At 67.8% G+C, this 17,272-nt stretch carries 17 protein-coding genes, 2 tRNA genes and 1 pseudogene; 16 read left to right on the top strand and 4 right to left on the bottom strand.

Going from position 1 to position 17,272, the window contains the following annotated elements:
- The first annotated feature begins 9 nt into the window (after positions 1-9).
- From uvrC to M2165_RS25195, 3 genes are read left to right on the top strand one after another with little or no spacing between them, the layout of a single operon-like run.
- Positions 10-1,971, top strand: coding sequence for an excinuclease ABC subunit UvrC (uvrC, locus tag M2165_RS25205; protein WP_280817285.1), 1,962 nt, complete (start codon positions 10-12; stop codon positions 1,969-1,971).
- 46 nt (positions 1,972-2,017) lie between these two features.
- Complete coding sequence (gene pgsA / locus M2165_RS25200) at positions 2,018-2,584, top strand: CDP-diacylglycerol--glycerol-3-phosphate 3-phosphatidyltransferase (protein ID WP_280817284.1); 567 nt, start codon at positions 2,018-2,020, stop codon at positions 2,582-2,584.
- The gene (locus tag M2165_RS25195) at positions 2,581-3,465 is read left to right on the top strand and encodes a DMT family transporter (protein ID WP_280817283.1); all 885 of its coding nucleotides are present in this window, start codon (positions 2,581-2,583) and stop codon (positions 3,463-3,465) included. The genes pgsA and M2165_RS25195 overlap by 4 nt, the downstream gene beginning before the upstream one ends.
- A gap of 7 nt (positions 3,466-3,472) precedes the next feature.
- Here the strand turns inward: M2165_RS25195 and M2165_RS25190 are convergent, their stop codons facing one another.
- Positions 3,473-4,432 (bottom strand): LysR substrate-binding domain-containing protein, encoded by a 960-nt coding sequence (locus M2165_RS25190; RefSeq protein ID WP_280817282.1) that lies wholly within the window; start codon positions 4,430-4,432, stop codon positions 3,473-3,475.
- Positions 4,433-4,502: 70 nt separating this feature from the next.
- Between M2165_RS25190 and M2165_RS25185 the strand changes: the two are divergent.
- The 6 genes and pseudogenes from M2165_RS25185 (at position 4,503) to M2165_RS25160 (ending at position 9,867) form a co-directional block, all read left to right on the top strand.
- Positions 4,503-5,419 (top strand): annotated as a pseudogene (locus M2165_RS25185) (alpha/beta hydrolase).
- The gene (locus M2165_RS25180; protein ID WP_280817281.1) at positions 5,416-6,501 is read left to right on the top strand and encodes a tartrate dehydrogenase; all 1,086 of its coding nucleotides are present in this window, start codon (positions 5,416-5,418) and stop codon (positions 6,499-6,501) included. Before M2165_RS25185 ends, M2165_RS25180 begins: the two are co-directional and overlap by 4 nt.
- A 233-nt stretch (positions 6,502-6,734) precedes the next feature.
- Positions 6,735-7,007 (top strand): HU family DNA-binding protein, encoded by a 273-nt coding sequence (locus M2165_RS25175; RefSeq protein WP_007830705.1) that lies wholly within the window; start codon positions 6,735-6,737, stop codon positions 7,005-7,007.
- Between the two features lie 28 nt (positions 7,008-7,035).
- Positions 7,036-7,111 (top strand) — tRNA-Val (locus tag M2165_RS25170).
- Positions 7,112-7,183: 72 nt separating this feature from the next.
- Positions 7,184-9,097, top strand: a complete 1,914-nt coding sequence (locus M2165_RS25165; RefSeq protein WP_280817280.1) for a SurA N-terminal domain-containing protein — start codon at positions 7,184-7,186, stop codon at positions 9,095-9,097.
- A 95-nt stretch (positions 9,098-9,192) separates the two neighbouring features.
- A complete protein-coding gene (locus tag M2165_RS25160) occupies positions 9,193-9,867 on the top strand; it encodes a histidine phosphatase family protein (RefSeq protein ID WP_280817279.1) in 675 nt (224 codons plus the stop codon).
- Between the two features lie 20 nt (positions 9,868-9,887).
- Here the strand turns inward: M2165_RS25160 and M2165_RS25155 are convergent, their stop codons facing one another.
- On the bottom strand, positions 9,888-10,220 hold the full coding sequence (locus M2165_RS25155) for a hypothetical protein (RefSeq protein WP_280817278.1): 333 nt from the start codon (positions 10,218-10,220) through the stop codon (positions 9,888-9,890).
- A 23-nt stretch (positions 10,221-10,243) separates the two neighbouring features.
- Positions 10,244-10,492: a GlsB/YeaQ/YmgE family stress response membrane protein gene (locus M2165_RS25150; RefSeq protein ID WP_280817277.1), complete on the bottom strand. Its 249-nt coding sequence runs from the start codon at positions 10,490-10,492 to the stop codon at positions 10,244-10,246.
- 162 nt (positions 10,493-10,654) lie between these two features.
- Here M2165_RS25150 and M2165_RS25145 point away from each other — a divergent pair, with 162 nt between their 5' ends.
- The 3 genes from M2165_RS25145 to M2165_RS25135 all read left to right on the top strand — a co-directional run bounded on the left by M2165_RS25145 (position 10,655) and on the right by M2165_RS25135 (position 12,051).
- On the top strand, positions 10,655-11,287 hold the full coding sequence (locus M2165_RS25145; RefSeq protein ID WP_280817276.1) for a YbhB/YbcL family Raf kinase inhibitor-like protein: 633 nt from the start codon (positions 10,655-10,657) through the stop codon (positions 11,285-11,287).
- 74 nt (positions 11,288-11,361) lie between these two features.
- Positions 11,362-11,437 (top strand) — tRNA-His (locus tag M2165_RS25140).
- 269 nt (positions 11,438-11,706) lie between these two features.
- Positions 11,707-12,051, top strand: coding sequence for an H-NS histone family protein (locus tag M2165_RS25135; protein WP_280817275.1), 345 nt, complete (start codon positions 11,707-11,709; stop codon positions 12,049-12,051).
- 92 nt (positions 12,052-12,143) lie between these two features.
- Here the strand turns inward: M2165_RS25135 and M2165_RS25130 are convergent, their stop codons facing one another.
- Entirely contained in the window at positions 12,144-13,130 is a 987-nt protein-coding gene (locus M2165_RS25130; protein WP_280817274.1) for an NADPH:quinone oxidoreductase family protein, read from the bottom strand.
- Between the two features lie 130 nt (positions 13,131-13,260).
- Between M2165_RS25130 and surE the strand changes: the two genes are divergently transcribed.
- The 4 genes from surE to rlmD all read left to right on the top strand — a co-directional run bounded on the left by surE (position 13,261) and on the right by rlmD (position 17,252).
- Complete coding sequence (gene surE / locus M2165_RS25125; RefSeq protein ID WP_280817273.1) at positions 13,261-14,019, top strand: 5'/3'-nucleotidase SurE; 759 nt, start codon at positions 13,261-13,263, stop codon at positions 14,017-14,019.
- A 71-nt stretch (positions 14,020-14,090) separates the two neighbouring features.
- Complete coding sequence (locus M2165_RS25120; protein WP_280817272.1) at positions 14,091-14,795, top strand: protein-L-isoaspartate(D-aspartate) O-methyltransferase; 705 nt, start codon at positions 14,091-14,093, stop codon at positions 14,793-14,795.
- An 11-nt stretch (positions 14,796-14,806) separates the two neighbouring features.
- Positions 14,807-15,703 (top strand): peptidoglycan DD-metalloendopeptidase family protein, encoded by an 897-nt coding sequence (locus M2165_RS25115; protein WP_280817271.1) that lies wholly within the window; start codon positions 14,807-14,809, stop codon positions 15,701-15,703.
- 100 nt (positions 15,704-15,803) lie between these two features.
- A complete protein-coding gene (gene rlmD, locus M2165_RS25110) occupies positions 15,804-17,252 on the top strand; it encodes a 23S rRNA (uracil(1939)-C(5))-methyltransferase RlmD (protein ID WP_280817270.1) in 1,449 nt (482 codons plus the stop codon).
- Positions 17,253-17,272 lie beyond the last annotated feature (20 nt).

Below are 17,272 nucleotides of genomic sequence, written 5' to 3'. Positions count from 1 at the left end.
ATAGCCGCCATGTCCGACGTGCATTCCGAACAACTGCTCAGCGAAGTCGCGGCCCTGCCGCAGCTGCCCGGCGTCTACCGCTATTTCGACGCGGCGGGCGCGGTGCTCTACGTGGGCAAGGCGCGCAACCTCAAGAAGCGGGTCGCCAACTACTTCCAGAAGAACCACGGCGGCACGCGCATCGGCCACATGATCTCGAAGATCGCGCGCATGGAGACCACCGTGGTGCGCTCCGAGGCCGAGGCGCTGCTGCTCGAGAACAACCTGATCAAGACGCTCAAGCCGCGCTACAACATCTTGTTTCGCGACGACAAGAGCTATCCCTACCTCAAGATCGCATCGCACCAGTTTCCGCGGCTCGCCTACTACCGCGGGTCGGTCGACAAGAAGCACCGCTACTTCGGGCCCTACCCGAGCGCGTGGGCGGTGAAGGAATCGATCCAGCTGCTGCAGAAGGTGTTCAGGCTGCGCACCTGCGAGGACACGGTGTACGCCAACCGCACGCGGCCCTGCCTGCTCTACCAGATCAAGCGCTGTTCGGGCCCCTGCGTGGGCTACATCGCGCCCGAGGCCTATGCGCAGGACGTGGCGAGCGCGGAGGCCTTCCTGATGGGCGACACCCAGCTCGTGCTCTCGAAGCTCGAGGCGCGGATGACCGCGCATGCCGAGAGGCTCGAATTCGAGCAGGCGGCCGAGCTGCGCAACCAGATGTCGGCGATCTCGCGCGTGCTGCACCAGCAGTCGATCGAGATCGCGTCGGACAAGGACGTGGACATCCTCGCGGTGAAGGTGCAGGGCGGCAAGGCCTGCGTCAATCTCGCGATGGTGCGCGGCGGGCGGCATCTGGGCGACCGGCCCTACTTTCCGGTGCATGTGGAGGACGCCTCGCAGATTCATCACGGCGAACTCGACGCGGAGGAGGGCGCGCTGCCCGCGCTGGCCGACCCGGTCGAGGTGCAGGTGCTCGAAGCCTTCATCGCCCAGCACTACATCGACGTGCCGGTGCCCGCCACGCTGGTGCTCAGCCACCCGGTGAGCCGCGAACTGATCGAGGCGATCTCGCAGCAGGCCGGCTCGCGCGTGACGGCGGTGTTCCAGCCGCGCGAGCAGCGCCGCCACTGGCTCGAGATGGCCGAGACCAACGCCGGGCTGCAGCTCGCCCGGCTGCTGGCCGAGGAGGGCTCGCAGCAGGCGCGCACGCGCGCGCTCGCCGACGCGCTGGAACTCGCGCCCGACGACCTCGACAACTTCCGCATCGAATGCTTCGACATCTCGCACACCGCGGGCGAGGCCACGCAGGCCTCGTGCGTGGTGTTCGAGCGCCATGCGATGCAGAACCGCGAGTACCGCCGCTACAACATCGAGGGCATCACGCCCGGCGACGACTATGCCGCCATGCGTCAGGTGCTGCACCGCCGCTACGGCAAGCTGGCCGAGGCGATGGCGGCCGAGACCGATGCGCCGCCCGCGGGCGATGCGGCCGGTGCCGGCAGCGACGCGCCGCCGCGCACCCGGGCCGCGCGCATGCCCGACCTAGTGCTGGTGGACGGCGGCAAGGGCCAGGTGTCGATGGCGCGCGAGGTGTTCAGCGAACTCGGTCTGCCGCTGTCGCTGATCGTCGGCGTGGAGAAGGGCGAGGGCCGCAAGGTCGGGCTCGAGGAACTGGTGTTCGCCGACGGCCGCGAGAAGGTCTACCTGGGCAAGGACTCGGCGGCGCTGATGCTGGTCGCGCAGATCCGAGACGAGGCGCACCGCTTCGCGATCACCGGCATGCGCGCCAAGCGCGCGAAGGTGCGCGTGGGCGGCAGCCAGCTCGAGGACATTCCGGGCATCGGACCGAAGCGCCGCGCCCGGCTGCTGCAGCGCTTCGGCGGCATCCGCGGCGTGGCGGCGGCGAGCGTGGCGGACATCGCCTCGGTCGAAGGCATCGCGACCGACCTCGCCGAGGAAATCTACAAGGCCCTGCATTAGGCGAGAAGCGCCGGGGCCACTCCCGGCATGACACAATCGCCCGCATATGTTCTGGACCCTCCCGACCATCATGACCTGGACGCGCATCGTCGCGATCCCTTTGATCGTCGGCGTGTTCTATCTGCCGCTGGCCGAGCCGATGCGCAACCTGATCGCCACGGTCATGTTCATCGTGTTCGCCGCCACCGACTGGCTCGACGGCTACCTGGCGCGCAAGCTCAACCAGACCTCGGCCTTCGGCGCCTTCCTCGATCCGGTGGCCGACAAGTTCCTGGTCTGCGCCTCGCTGCTGGTGCTGGTGCACCTGAACCGGGCCGACGTGTTCGTCGCGCTGATCATCATCGGCCGCGAGATCGCGATCTCGGCGCTGCGCGAATGGATGGCGCAGATCGGCGCCAGCAAGAGCGTGGCGGTCCACATGATCGGCAAGGTCAAGACCACGGTGCAGATGGTCGCGATTCCGTTCCTGCTCTATGACAGGCGCCTGTTCGGCGTGATCGACACCGGCTGGTGGGGCCAGTGGCTGATCTGGATCTCGGCCGTGCTGACGATCTGGTCGATGGTCTACTACCTGCAGAAGGCCATCCCCGAGATCCGGGCGCGCGCCAAATGACCGCGGCCGCGGCCCGCGGCGCGGGCTGGCTGCGGGCGATGCCGGCGGTCTTCGTGCTGATCTGGAGCACGGGCTTCATCGTCGCGCGCTATGGCATGCCGCATGCCCCGCCGCTCAAGTTCCTGGCCGTGCGCTATGCGCTCTCGCTCGCCTGCTTCGCGCTCTGGATCGCACTCGCGCGCGTGGCCTGGCCGGCGCGCCGCGCGCAATGGGGCCACCTCGCGATCACCGGCGTGCTGATGCAGGCCGGCTACCTCGGCGGCGTCTGGGCCGCGGTGAAGGCGGGCATGGGCTCGGGGCTGGTGGCGCTGCTCGTCGGCATCCAGCCGGTGCTGACCGCCGTGTGGTTCTCGCTGCACGGCGGGCGCATCTCGCAGCGGCAGTGGGCGGGGCTGGTGCTCGGCTTCGGCGGCCTCGTGCTCGTGGTGCTGCGCAAGCTCGACCAGGGTTCCGAGGTGAGCGCGCTGACCATGGCGCTGGCGCTGATGGCGCTGCTGTCGATCACGGCCGGCACGCTGTACCAGAAGCGCTTCGTCGAACCCTGCGACGTGCGCAGCGCGAGCGCGGTGCAGATGGCCGCGGCACTGATCGTGACCCTGCCGTTCGCGGCCCTGGAAAGCGAGGCCATCCACTGGAACGCGCATTCGGCCGGCGCGATGGCGTGGTCGGTGCTCGCGCTGTCGCTGGGCGGCAGTTCGCTGCTCTACATGCTGATCCAGCGCGGAACGGCCACCGCGGTGACGAGCCTGCTCTACCTCGTGCCGCCGTGCACGGCCGTGATGGCATGGCTGCTGTTCGCCGAGCCGATCACGCTCACCACGCTGGCCGGCATCGGGCTCACTGCGATCGGCGTGAGCCTCGTGGTCCGCGGCGAGCGCTGAAGCGCAGTCAGCGTGCGCCCGGCTTCGCGGGCTTCCAGGGCTCGCCGCGGAACTGCTCGGCCAGGTGGTCCAGCAGCAGGCGCACGCGGCGCGGCGTCTTCGGGCGCCAGGGCGCGATCCAGTGGATGTCGGCATCGGGCATCGCGTAGGCCGGCAGCACGCGCACCAGCGCGCCCGACGCCAGCTGCGGTGCGATGTCCCACAGGCTGCGCAGCATGATGCCGTGGCCGGCCAGGCACCAGTCGCGCACCATCTCGCCCGAATTGCTGGCCAGCGGCCCCTGCACCCGCACGCGCGCCGTGCTGCCGTCGCGCGCATGGCGCAAAGTCCAGAGCGCGGACTGGCGCTGGTTGGCCTCGCCGTTCTCGCGTGCGATCAGGCAGGCGTGCGTGCCGAGCGCCTCCACCGTGGCCGGCATGCCGCGCCGTTCGAGGTAGGCCGGCGCCGCGGCCAGCACGCGCTGGTTGCGCGCGATGCGGCGCGTGACCCAGTCGGCCGCGCGCCGCTGCTGCACCGCCCAGAGCCAGAGCGCGCCGTCATAGCCTTCGGCCCCGAGGTCGGGCAGGCGCTCGGTCAGCAGCAGTTCGATCTGCAGGGCGGGATGCCGCGCCTGGAAGGCCGCGAGCGCGGGACCGAGCCAGCGCCGCCCGAAACCGAAGGTGGCGGCGAGCCGGATGGTGCCGACCAGTTCGTTCTGGCGTTCGCCGAGCTCGCTCTCGAGCGCCGCGAAGCCGTCGAGCAGCGCCTTCGCATGCAGGCACACGGCCTCGCCCTCGGCCGTCACGCTGAGCCGGCGCGTGGTGCGCTCGAAGAGCCGCTGGCCCAGCCGTGCCTCGAGCGCGCCCAGGCGCTTGGTGACCACCGAAGGCACCACGTCGAGCGTGGCGGACGCGCCGGCAAGGCTGCCCTGGTCGCGGATCGCCAGCACCAGTTCGAGGTCGCTGCGTTCGAGGGAGAGAGGATTCATGCCAGAACGGAAAGTATGAATTGGCCGATTGTTGCTTGATGATCGAGGGCACGCAACGCACAATCGCGCCGTGACCGCTTCTTCCTTTCTCGGCTTTCCGACTTTCGATCTCAAGCGCGATGGCGTGCGCGTGCATGGCCGCATCGGCGGGCAGGGCGCGCCCCTGCTGCTGCTGCACGGCCATCCGGCAGACGCATGCGATCTGGCACCGCGTGGCGCCAGCGCTCGCCGAGCGCTTCACCGTGGTCGCGATCGACCTGCGCGGCTACGGCGATTCGGGCCGCCCCGCGGCCGACGCGGCGCACGTCGCCTACAGCAAGCGGGGAATGGCGCTCGATGCGCTGGCCGCGATGCGGCACCACGGCTTCGAGCGCTTCGGCGTGCTGGCGCACGACCGCGGCGCGCGCGTGGCCCACCGTCTGGCTGCGGACCATCCGGATGCGGTCGATCGCATGCTGCTGCTCGACATCGCGCCCACGCTCGCGATGTACGAGAACACCTCCGATGCGTTCGCCCGCGCCTACTGGCACTGGTTCTTCCTGATCCAGCCGCCGCCGCTGCCCGAGGCGCTGATCGCCTCCGATCCGGTGCGCTACGTGCGCAGCGTGATGGGCGGACGGCATGCGGGCCTCGCGCCGTTCGCGCCCGAGGTGCTGGCCGAGTACGAGCGCTGCGCGGCCATTCCCGGCCACCGCCGAAGCCATTTGCGAGGACTACCGCGCCTCCGCCACCATCGACCTCGTGCACGACCGTGCCGACCTCGCGGCGGGCCGGCGCCTGGCGCAGCCGCTGCGCGTGCTCTGGGGCGAGCACGGCGCGGTGGGGCGCTGCTTCGATGTGCTCGCGCTGTGGCGCGCGCAGGCCGACGAGGTTTCGGGCCGCGCGCTGCCGTGCGGCCACTATCTTCCCGAAGAAGCGCCCGGCGAAGTGCTCGCCGAGGCGCTCCGGTTTTTCACCCCCTTGCAGCAAGAAGGAACCAGACCATGACCACCCACAGAATCGCAGTCATCGCCGGCGACGGCATCGGCAAGGAGACCATGCCCGAGGGCCTGCGCGTGGTCGATGCGGCGGCGCGCAAGTTCGGCATCGACCTGAAGTTCGATCACTTCGACTTCTCGAGCTGGGACTACTGCGAGAAGCACGGCAAGATGCTGCCCGACGACTGGAAGGACCAGATCGGCGGCCACGATGCCATCTACTTCGGCGCCGTGGGCTGGCCCGAGAAGATCGCCGACCACGTGTCGCTCTGGGGTTCGCTGCTGCTGTTCCGCCGCGAGTTCGACCAGTACATCAACCTGCGTCCCGCGCGCCTGATGCCCGGCATCACGGCGCCCGTGGTGCGGCGCGACGGCTCGCCGCGCCAGCCTGGCGAGATCGACATGTACATCGTGCGCGAGAACACCGAAGGCGAGTACTCGAGCATCGGCGGGCGCATGTACGAGGGCACGCCGCGCGAGATCGTGGTGCAGGAAACCGTGATGTCGCGCCACGGCGTGGACCGCGTGCTCAAGTTCGCCTTCGAGCTGGCCCAGTCACGCCCGAAGAAGCACCTGACGAGTGCGACCAAGTCGAACGGCATCTCGATCACCATGCCCTACTGGGACGAGCGCGTGGCCGAGATGGCGAAGAACTACCCGGGCGTGAAGCTCGACAAGTTCCACATCGACATCCTCACGGCCCACTTCGTGCAGCGGCCCGACTTCTTCGACGTGGTGGTCGCGAGCAACCTGTTCGGCGACATCCTCTCCGACCTGGGACCGGCCTGCACCGGCACCATCGGCATCGCACCGAGCGCGAACCTCAACCCCGAGCGGACCACGCCGTCGCTGTTCGAGCCGGTGCACGGTTCCGCGCCGGACATCGCGGGCAAGGGCATCGCCAACCCGATCGGCCAGATCTGGTGCGGCGCGATGATGCTCGAGTTCCTGGGCCACAAGAACGCGCACGACGCGATCCTGAGCACCATCGAAAAGGTGCTCGCGCCCCAAAGCGGCGCACCGCGCACGCCCGACATCGGCGGCACGGCGAGCACTTCGGACCTCGGCCGCGCCATTGCAGAAGCCCTTTGACGCGCTTTCAGGTCGCTGGAAATTGGCCCGCGCGAAACGCCCCTAAAATCGCGCGCTCCGCTGTTCTGCGTGGCCGCGTGTCGTATTGACACCCCGCAGACCAGTGGTTGTAATCCTTCTGGCAGCGCGCTGCCGAGGCGTCAGTCCTGCCAGGCTTCGTGCGTCGCGCCATCCTGCGACCGACTCGCAGCTGACGAAGCCGACCAACTTTATTTCTTCGACAAGGGGCCCTTGTGAACAAGACCGAACTGATTGAGCACATCGCAAAAAACGCCGATATTTCCAAGGCAGCCGCCACCCGCGCGCTTGAATCGACCATCGGCGCCATTCGTACCACGCTCAAAAAAGGCGGCTCCGTGTCGCTCGTCGGTTTCGGCACTTTCGCAGTCGGCAAGCGCGCCGCTCGCACCGGCCGCAATCCGCGCACCGGCGACGCGATTAAAATCAAGGCCGCCAAGATTCCGAAGTTCCGTCCGGGCAAGGCGCTGAAAGACGCGCTCAACTAAGACGTACACTCGGAGCGTATTTCCGGTGGGGTGCTTAGCTCAGCTGGTAGAGCGGCGCCCTTACAAGGCGTAGGTCGGGGGTTCGAACCCCTCAGCACCCACCACCCGATGCAAAGGCGAACACTGGTTCGCCTTTTTTTATTGCCACCGACATCCGTCGAAGAGAGTGTCCAAGCATGTTTGATTTCTTCCGCAAGTACAACAAGATCGTCATGATTTTCTTGTTCTTGCTGATCATTCCCTCGTTCGTCTTCTTTGGCGTGGAGCGCTACCAGAACTCGGGTGGCGACGAGAAGGTGGCGCGCGTCGACGGCCACAACATCACGCGGCCCGAGTGGGACCTGCAGCATCGCAACGAGACCGACCGCATCCGCCAGCAGTCGCCCAACGTCGACCCCACGCTGCTCGAATCCGACGCGCTGCGCTATGCCACGCTCGAGCGCATGGTGCGCGATCGCGTGCTCGCAGCGGCAGCCGCCAAGTCGAACGTGACGATCTCCGAGGAACGGCTGTCGCGCATCTTCGCGCAGGACCCGGGCCTTGCCTCGTTCCGCACGCCCGACGGCAAGTTCGACCGCGAGACCTTCCAGCGCGTGACCGGCCGCACGCCCGAGCAGTACGAGGCTTCGATGCGCTCGGAACTGGCCACCCAGCAGGTGCTGCTCGGGATCTCGGGCACGGCGTTCACGCCGCCTGCAGTGACGGCCGCCACGATCAACGCCTTCTACGACCAGCGCGAGATCCAGGTGGCGCGCTTCGCCCCCGACAGCTTCGCGTCGAAGGTGACGGTGAGCGACGCCGACGTCGAGACCTACTACAAGGACCATGCAGCACAGTTCCAGGCGCCGGAGCAGGCGAGCATCGAATACGTGGTGCTCGACCTCGAAGCGGCCAAGAAGAACGTGGCAGTGAACGAAGCCGACCTGAAGACCTACTACGAACAGAACGCCGCGCGCTTCGGCACCAAGGAAGAACGCCGTGCGAGCCACATCCTGATCACCGCACCGGCCAGCGCATCGGCCGACGAGCGCGCGAAGGCCAAGGCGAAGGCGGAGCAACTGCTGGCCGAGGTGCGCAAGAACCCCGCGAGCTTTGCCGACGTCGCACGCAAGAACTCGCAGGACCCCGGCTCCGCGGAGAAGGGCGGCGACCTCGACTTCGTCACGCGCGGCGCGATGGTCAAGCCGTTCGAGGATGCGATGTTCGCGCTCAAGAAGGGCGACATCAGCGACGTGGTCGAGACCGAATTCGGCTATCACGTCATTCGCCTCACCGACATCAAGCCGGCCGTGGTGCCGCCCTTCGAGCAGGTGCGCGCCACCATCGAGAGCGAAGTGCGCGCGCAGCAGGCCACGCAGGAATTCGCGAAGGCCGCCGAAGCCTTCACCGACACCGTCTACCAGCAGCCCGACAGCCTCAAGCCGGCCGCGGACAAGCTCAAGCTCACCGTGCAGACGGCCGCCAACGTTTCGCGCACGCCCGCGCCGGGCGCCACCGGCGTGCTCGCGAACCGCAACTTCCTCAACGCGCTGTTCGCGGCCGATTCGCTGAGCCGCAAGCAGAACACCGAGGCGATCGAGGTCGGCGCCAACCAGCTCGCGGCGGGGCGCATCACGCAGTACGCGCCCGCGCATCCGATGCCGCTCGCGGAAGTGAAGGACAAGATCCGCGCGCAGCTCGTCACCGAGCGCGCGGCCGTCATGGCCAAGGCCGAAGGCGAGGCCAAGCTCGCCGCCTGGACCACCAAGGCCGACGGTGCCACCTTCGGCGCGCCGGTCACGGTGTCGCGTCGCGATGCGAAGGCGCAGCCGCTGCCGGTCATCGACGCCGCGCTGCGCGCCGACCCGGGCAAGCTGCCCGCGCTCGTGGGCGTGGACCTGGGGCCGCAAGGCTACGCGGTGGTGCGGGTGACGAAGGTCGTTCCGCGCACGCCCTCGGCGCCCGAGCAGGCGCAGCAGGAGAACGCGCAGGTGGCGCAGTCGGTGGCTGCCGCTGAGGATGCGGCCTACTACAACCTGCTGAAGGAACGCTTCAAGGCCGAGATCCTCGTGCCGAAGCCGGCCGACACCCTGCCCGTCGCTGCGCGCTGAGGTCCGGCGCGGCGTGTCGCGTCCGCGTCGCGGGCGCGGAGGCTTCGTCGCACGTGGGACAAGCGCGCCATGCGCGCATCGACAGAATCCCGCACATGGGAACCCTCTATCTCGTGCGCCACGGGCAGGCCAGCTTCGGTGCTGCCGACTACGACAACCTGAGCGAGCTCGGGCACCGGCAGTCCGTGCGCCTCGGGGAGTACTGGCGCGAGCGCGGCATGCATTTCGATGCCGTCATCACCGGCACGCTCAAGCGCCATCGGCAGACCTGGGAGGGCATCGCCAAGGGGCTGGGCCTCGAGCGCGACGACGTGCTGCCCTGGCCCGGCCTCAACGAGTACGACAGCGAAGCCGTCATTGCCACCATCCATGAAGGCAAGCTCGAAAAGCCCGATTCCCCCGAGATGTACCGGCACCATTTCCGGCTGCTTCGCGACGGTCTCGGTGCCTGGATGCAGGGCCGCACCCAGCCTGCCGGGATGCCGAGCTATGTCGACTTCCTGGCGGGCGTCACGACCGCGCTCGACCATGTGCGCGACAGGCACCATGGCGCCAAGGTGCTGGTGGTGTCGAGCGGCGGGCCGATCAGCACGGCCGTCGGGCACGTGCTCGGCACGCGTCCCGAAGTCACGATCGAACTGAACCTGCGCATCCGCAACACCGCGGTGACCGAATTCGCCTTCACGCCGAAGCGTCACATGCTCGTCACCTACAACACGCTGCCGCACCTCGACGGGCCGGCCTACGAAGGCTGGGTCACCTACGCCTGAGCGGGACAGTGCGGCTTTGCTCAGGCCTGCCAGACGCCGTAGCCGCTCCTGCGCAGCGCGATGCCGAGTTCGACCTCCATCGAGCGCGCGTCCTCGTAGCACATCGGGTTGTAGCGCTCGTACAGCGCGGGCAGCAGCCGCAATCCGAATTCCTGAACGAAGCTGTTGGCCTGGATGCCGGCCTTGTGCTTGTCGAAACGGATGTCCGGGTCGAGCCCGGTCATGCCCACGTACACGAAGGGCTTGCCGAGCTGGTAGTCCGGGTTGGCGCGCCGGAAGCGGCCGTTGTTCCAGACGCGGTCGTCGAGCTCGACCACGTAGACGTGATGCCTGGCCCGGGCCTTGCGCGGCATCGGCGGGCGTCGCTGGCGCTCGCTCAGCGCTTGCGCTTCACCAGCCCGTAGAGAACGAGCAGCACGATCGCGCCGAGGACCGATGCGATGAAGCCCGCGCCCTGACCGGCGGTGTACCAGCCGAGAGCCTGGCCGACATAGGTCACGATCAGCGAACCCGCCACGCCGATCAGCGTGGTCACGATGAAGCCTGCGGAATCGTCGCCCGGCTTGACGGCCCGTGCCACCAGACCCACGATGAACCCGATCAGGATGGTCCAGACGATGCTCATGAAGAAGCTCCTTTGGCTGTGAATGGAGGTACGCGAACGGCGTGCACCCGGGGGTGCGGTGGCACCCATGATAGCGGAGCCATCACGGCGCGCACCGTCGCGGCACCACGCTTGCTGCAGCGTCCTACAGGCCGCCCGGCAGCGCGCGGCTATACCTGAGCCATGCTCGAAAAACTGCCTGAGGTCATCGGTCACGCCCTGCACGGCATGCGTGCGGGGCTGGACAAGATCGTCTTCAACGCGCTGGGCGTGCGGCAAGGCATGGCGTCGATCTCGCTCGACAGCGTGGCCTTCGTGGACCACGGGCCGCTGCCGCCGCGCTACACCGCCGACGGGGAGGGCGTCTCGCCGCCGCTGCAATGGACCGGCGTGCCGGCCGGCAGCGTCTCGCTGCTGCTCGTGGTGGAAGACGCCGATTCGCCCACGCCGAATCCGCTGGTGCACGCCATCGTGGTGGGCCTGCCGGCCGGTGACGGAAAGCTCGACGAAGCCGCGCTCCCGAGCCGCGAGAACGACGGCGATGCGGCATTGCATGTGGGGCGCAACTCCGCGCTCCAGGCCGCCTGGCTGCCGCCCGATCCGCCGCCGGGGCACGGCATCCACCGCTATGCCTTCCAGCTGTTCGCGCTCGACAGCGCGCCGGAGTTTTCCGCAACGCCCGGACGCGAGGAGGTGTTCGACGTGCTCAAGGCGCATGCCGTGGCCAGCGGCCTGTTGATCGGCACCTGCGAGCGGCCGGACGGCGCGATCAAGCTGCCCAAGACCGCGCCAGCCGGCCCGCTGGCCGCCGGCTGAGAAGAAATTCAACCCTTTCGGCGCGCGCGGCGGCGAAAACGGCGATTTTTGACGCTACAATTGCGGGCTCTCCGGTGGCTGTAGCTCAGTTGGTAGAGTCCCAGATTGTGATTCTGGTCGTCGTGGGTTCGAGTCCCATCAGCCACCCCAAAATTTCTTTCTTTCTTTCTTCCTGACTGCTATTGCGCAATAGCGTCCAGGTACATCGACGCCGGGCTTGCCCCGGCGTTGTCATTTCCGGTCCTCCCGCGGCCACGCAATCCTGGCATTTACACCAAAAAAGCCTGCCCCAAGCTTGGCGCATGCCGCTTTGGTGCACTGCCGCATTCCTGTCATCGGTGTTTTTCCGGTGGGGGCCTGCTTGTCATAATTTGGAATTGAATTAAAATCCGCCCCGTTTCCAATTTCAGGAGTCCAGAATGGCTTCGACCCTTGCCGATATCAATTCTCAGATCAAGAAGTACGACGAGCAGATTGCGCAATTGCGCAAGCAGGCCGAAGACCTTCGCAACCAAGAACGCGCTGGCGTGATTGAGGACGTGCGCAGGAAGATCGCCGAATACGGTTTGACCGCCGCGGACCTGAAACTCAGCGCGCGCGGCGGCTCGGTCAAGCGCAGCGCCGGTGCGCCTGTGGCAAAGGCAGCGGCCAAATACCGTGGTCCGACCGGCGAAACCTGGTCCGGTGGCCGTGGCCGCAAGCCGCGCTGGGTGACGGAAGCACTGGCCGCCGGCAAGTCGCTTTCGGAGTTCGAGATCAAGTAAGCGATCGAGACAGGCGGCCTCCGGCCAATAAAAAAGCCCGCGCATGCGGGCTTTTTTATTGGGACCGGCGGCGTCGTGCCAAACCGGCGTGCTCAGTTCACCATCACGAGTTTGCCTTTGACGCCGCGCGAGCCCATGTGGGCGTAGGCCGCTTTCAATTCGGCCATCGGCATCGTGCTGTCGATCACCGGCTTGATCTTTCCCTGCCCGTACCACTGGGCCAATTCGGCCATCATTTGTGCATTCGCCTTGGGCTCGCGCTTCGCGAAATCGCCCCAGAACACACCGACCAGCGAGGCACCTTTCAACAGCGTCAGATTCAATGGCAGCGATGGAATCGGACCGGAGGCAAAGCCGACCACCAAATAGCGTCCGCGCCAGCCGATGGAGCGAAATGCGGGCTCCGCAAAATCGCCGCCGACCGGGTCGTATATGACATCGGGGCCCTTGCCGTTGGTCGCAGCCTTGATCGCATCGCGAAATCCGCCGGGCAGCGCATGCGTCGTGTAGTTGATCGTGGCGTCTGCGCCGATCGAGCGGCAAAGTTCGCATTTCTCGTCGGTCGAGGCGGCCGCAATCACGCGCGCGCCCGCGGCCTTGGCGATCTGTATGGCGGCCGTGCCCACGCCGCCGGCGGCGCCGAGCACCAGCACGGTCTCGCCGGCCTTGAGCTGGGCGCGGTCCATCAGTGCATGCCACGAAGTCGCGTAGATCATGATGAACGCCGCCGCGTCCACATGGCCGAAGCCTTCCGGCAGCGGCATGCAAAGCGCGGCGGGCGCGAGCGTGTGGGTGGCGAATCCGCCGGTGCCGGAAAGGCAGGCGACGTTCTGTCCGACCTTGAGGTGGGTGACGCCTTCGCCCACCGCCTGCACCACGCCGGCGTATTCCGAACCCGGCACGAAGGGCAGCGGCGGCTTGATCTGGTACTTGTTCTGGACGATCAGCAGGTCGGGAAAATTGAGGCTCGCGGCCTTGATCTCGATCAGCACCTGGCCCGGACCGGGCGACGGCGTCGGCAGTTCCTTCCAGGTCAGCGCGTCGACGCCGGTGGGGTTTTCGCAAAGCCATGCGTGCATGCTCGGGTCTCCTTCGAATGAATCCATCGTGTATGGGCGAATGCGAGGTGATGATAGGGGCCGCGCCGGGGCGCCCTTGTCCCTGCTGCGACGCACCCCGCCGCCTACAATCCGGGCACCGAAAAGCATCATGAAGATTCTCATTTCCAACGACGATGGCTTTCAGGCGCCGGGCATCGTCGCCTTGCACGACGCGCTGAAGGACATCGCCGATGTCGAGGTGGTGGCACCCGAGCACAACAACAGCGCCAAGTCGAACGCCCTGACGCTGGCCGCGCCGCTCTACGTGCACAAGGCGCACAACGGATTCCGCTACGTGACCGGCACGCCGGCCGATTGCGTTCACATCGCGCTCAAGGGCCTGCTCGACTATCGGCCGGACCTCGTGGTCTCCGGCATCAACAACGGCGCCAACATGGGCGACGACACCATCTATTCGGGCACCGTGGGCGCGGCCATGGAGGCCTACCTGTTCGGCATTCCGGCCATTGCCTTCTCGCAGATCGAAAAAGGCTGGGCGCACGTCGATGCGGCCGCGCAGGTGGCGCGCCGGCTGGTCCAGCGGATCGAGCGCGAGCGCATGGTGGAGCAGGGCGCTTTCCTGCTCAACGTGAACGTGCCCAACCGTCCGCTCGACGAACTCAAGCCGATCAAGGTGTGCAGGCTCGGCCGCCGGCATGCGGCCGAGAAGGTCATCACGCAGGAAAGCCCGCGTGGCGAAACCATGTACTGGATCGCCGGTGCCGGCGGCGCCAAGGACAGCGGCGAAGGAACCGACTTCCATGCCACGGCGGAGGGCCACGTCGCACTGACGCCGCTCCAGATCGACCTGACCGACCACGCCAACCTGGCGCAATGGCGCGAGACGGTGACCCGTCTGGGCAACTGAAGATGGCCACGCAACGGCCTGGGTTCCCGGTTCGCCTGACACCCACCGCTTCGGCCGCCACGCGCGGTCGCATGCCGGCCGTGCCCGCGCGGCCGATGGTGCCGACCACGCCGTCGATGGCCTCCGACGCCGTGCGTGCGCGCATGGTGCAGAAGCTCGCGGCCCAGGGCATTGGCGACGCGCGCGTGCTGCGCGCACTCGGCGCAGTCGAGCGCCATCGCTTCGTGGACAGCGCACTGGTCAATCAGGCGTACGAAGACACCAGCCTGCCGATCGGGCTGGGACAGACGATTTCGAAGCCCAGCGTGGTCGCGCGCATGATCGAGCTGCTGCTGGGCGCGCCCGCGCTCGTCGGCAAGCCGCAGGAGCGGCTCGGGCGCGTGCTCGAGATCGGCACCGGCTGCGGCTACCAGGCCGCCGTGCTGAACCATGTGGCCACCGAGGTCTACAGCATCGAGCGGCTGCGCGGTTTGCACGAGCGCGCACGCGCCAACCTGCGGCACTTTCGCCTCGCGACGGTTCATCTGATCCTGGGCGACGGAATGATCGGCTACGCCAAGGGCGCGCCCTACGCGGGCATCATCGCCGCGGCGGGCGGCGAGGCGGTGCCGCAGGCATGGATCGATCAGCTCGCCGTCGGCGGTCGCATCGTGGCGCCAACACACTCGGCGGGGGGCGGACAGGCCCTCGTCGTCATCGACAAAACCGCCCGTGGACTCGAGCGCCGCATTCTTGAGGCGGTTCACTTTGTCCCCCTAAAATCGGGCATCGCTTGAAGGAACAACAAATGCAGGGTTTTGGCAATCGGAGTTGGTGCGCTGGTGTCACGTTGGCCGTTGTGCTCGTGATCGCGGGCTGCGCCGCACCGCGCGGGCCGGCGCCGGTCGAAGACCGGGGCACGATGACGCGTGCGCCCGTTGCGGCACCCGGCGGCCCGCTCTTCACCACCGACCCGTCGGGCAAGCCGCTGCCGGGCATCGAGAACTATGGCAAGCCGGGCTACTACGCCGTGCGCCCCGGGGACACGATTCGCCGCATCGCGAGCGAAACCGGCCAGACCTGGCAGAACATCGCCCGCTGGAACAACCTCGACAACCCCGACCTGATCGAAGTCGGCCAGGTGCTGCGCGTGGTTCCGCCGGTGGGGCCGTCCACCAGCGTGGCCGCCGCGCCGCCGTCGATGTCGTCCGAGGGGGCAACGACCAAGCCCGTCACGCCGCCATCGGTCATCGCACCCGCGGCGCCGGCCAGCGCGGCGTCGAGCGGCAAGTCGCCCGTCACTGCCTCGCCGTCGGCACCTTCGAGTTCGGGCGACGAGGACCTCGGCTGGATCTGGCCGGCCCACGGCACGCTGCTCGCGGGCTTCGACGATGCCAAGAACAAGGGCTTCGACATTGGCGGCAAGGCCGGCGACGCGGTGCTGGCCGCCGCCGATGGCCGCGTGGTCTACGCCGGTGCCGGCCTGCGAGGCTACGGCAACCTGATCATCCTGAAGCACAACAACACCTACCTCACGGCCTATGCGCACAACCAGACGCTGCTCGTGAAGGAAGACCAGTCGGTGCAAAAGGGCCAGAAGATCGCCGAGATGGGCAACAGCGACGCCGACCGCGTCAAGCTGCACTTCGAGATCCGTCGACAGGGCAAGCCTGTCGATCCGGCCCGCTACCTGCCGGCCCGGTAGATGCCTGGCGGCGCCTCGCCGCAGCGTCATTGAAAGGGAGCGCGACGCGCTCCCTGAGCCGCCCGGCGGCGGACCGCGCCGGCGCTGAGACAATCGGGGGATGGAATCCACCACCGAAGAAAAGAAAGTCCCCGCGAAATCCCCCGCCACCGCGGCCGGCGAATGGCTCAAGGTCGAGTCGCTCGACCTCGACGCGCAGGGCGTCGCCCACAATGCCGAAGGCATGGTCGTCTTCATCGAAGGTGCGCTGCCTTTCGAGGAAGTGCAGTTCAACGTGCACCGCCGCAAGAACAACTGGGAGCAGGGCACGGTCACCGCGATCCGGCGCGAATCGTCCCAGCGGGTGCGCCCCGGCTGCCCGCATTTCGGCCTGCACACCGGCGCCTGCGGCGGCTGCAAGATGCAGCACCTGGACGCGGCGGCGCAGGTCGCGGTGAAGCAGCGCGCGCTCGAGGACAACCTGTGGCACCTTGGCAAGGTGCGCCCCGAGAACCTGCTGCGGCCGATGGAAGGCCCCGCCTGGCACTACCGCTATCGGGCGCGGCTCTCGGTGCGCCACGTGGTCAAGAAGGGCACAGTGCTGATCGGCTTCCACGAGCGCAAGAGCCGCTATCTCGCGGACATGCAGGTCTGCCCCGTGCTGCCGCAGTCGGTCAGCGCGATGCTGATGCCGCTGCGCGACCTGATCGCCTCGATGGACGCGCGCGATACCTGCCCGCAGATCGAACTGGCCTGCGGGGACGCGCCGGGCACCACGGCGCTCGGCACCATCGCGCTGGTGCTTCGGCATCTGGAGCCGCTGTCCCAGGCCGACATCGGCCGGCTGAAGGCCTTTGCCGCGCAGCACCAGGGCGTTCAATGGTGGCTGCAGGCCAAGGGCCCCGACACGGTGAAGCTGCTGGAGGAGGGCGGCATGCCGCTCTCGTACGAACTGCCCGAGTTCGGCGTGACCATGCCGTTCAAGCCGACCGATTTCACGCAGGTCAACCCGCACATCAACCGCGCCCTCGTCGGGTGCGCGTTGCGGCTGCTCGACGTGGGCGCCGACGAGCGCGTGATCGACTGGTTCTGCGGCCTGGGCAATTTCACGCTGCCGCTGGCAAGCCGTGCGCGGGAAGTCCTGGGCATCGAAGGCAGCGACACGCTGGTGGCGCGCGCGGGCGACAACTTCCAGCGGAACCAGCCGGCCACCGCGGCCAGGCGGGCACTTTCGCCGACGCGCTTCGTGGCTCGCAACCTGTTCGAGATGACGCCCGAAATGCTGGTGGCCGACGGTCGCGCGGACAAGTGGCTGGTCGATCCGCCGCGCGAGGGCGCCTTCGCGCTGGCCAAGGCCATGGCCGACCTGCACCAGCAGCCTGAGCTTCGCACCGGCGGCTGGACGCCGCCGAAGCGCATCGTCTACGTGAGCTGCAATCCTTCGACGCTCGCGCGGGATGCCGGATTGCTCGTGCACCAGGCGGGCTACCGCTGCACGTTCGCGGGCGTGGTGAACATGTTTCCCCACACGGCCCACGTCGAGTCGATCGCGGTGTTCGACCTGCCATGAAAAAAGGGCCCGCGAGGGCC

It is taken from the genome of Variovorax sp. TBS-050B, assembly GCF_029893635.1.
Taxonomy (GTDB): Bacteria; Pseudomonadota; Gammaproteobacteria; order Burkholderiales; family Burkholderiaceae_C; genus Variovorax.
The sequence above is the reverse complement of the archived record's forward strand: the minus strand, read 5'-3'. Positions and strand labels throughout refer to the sequence as shown.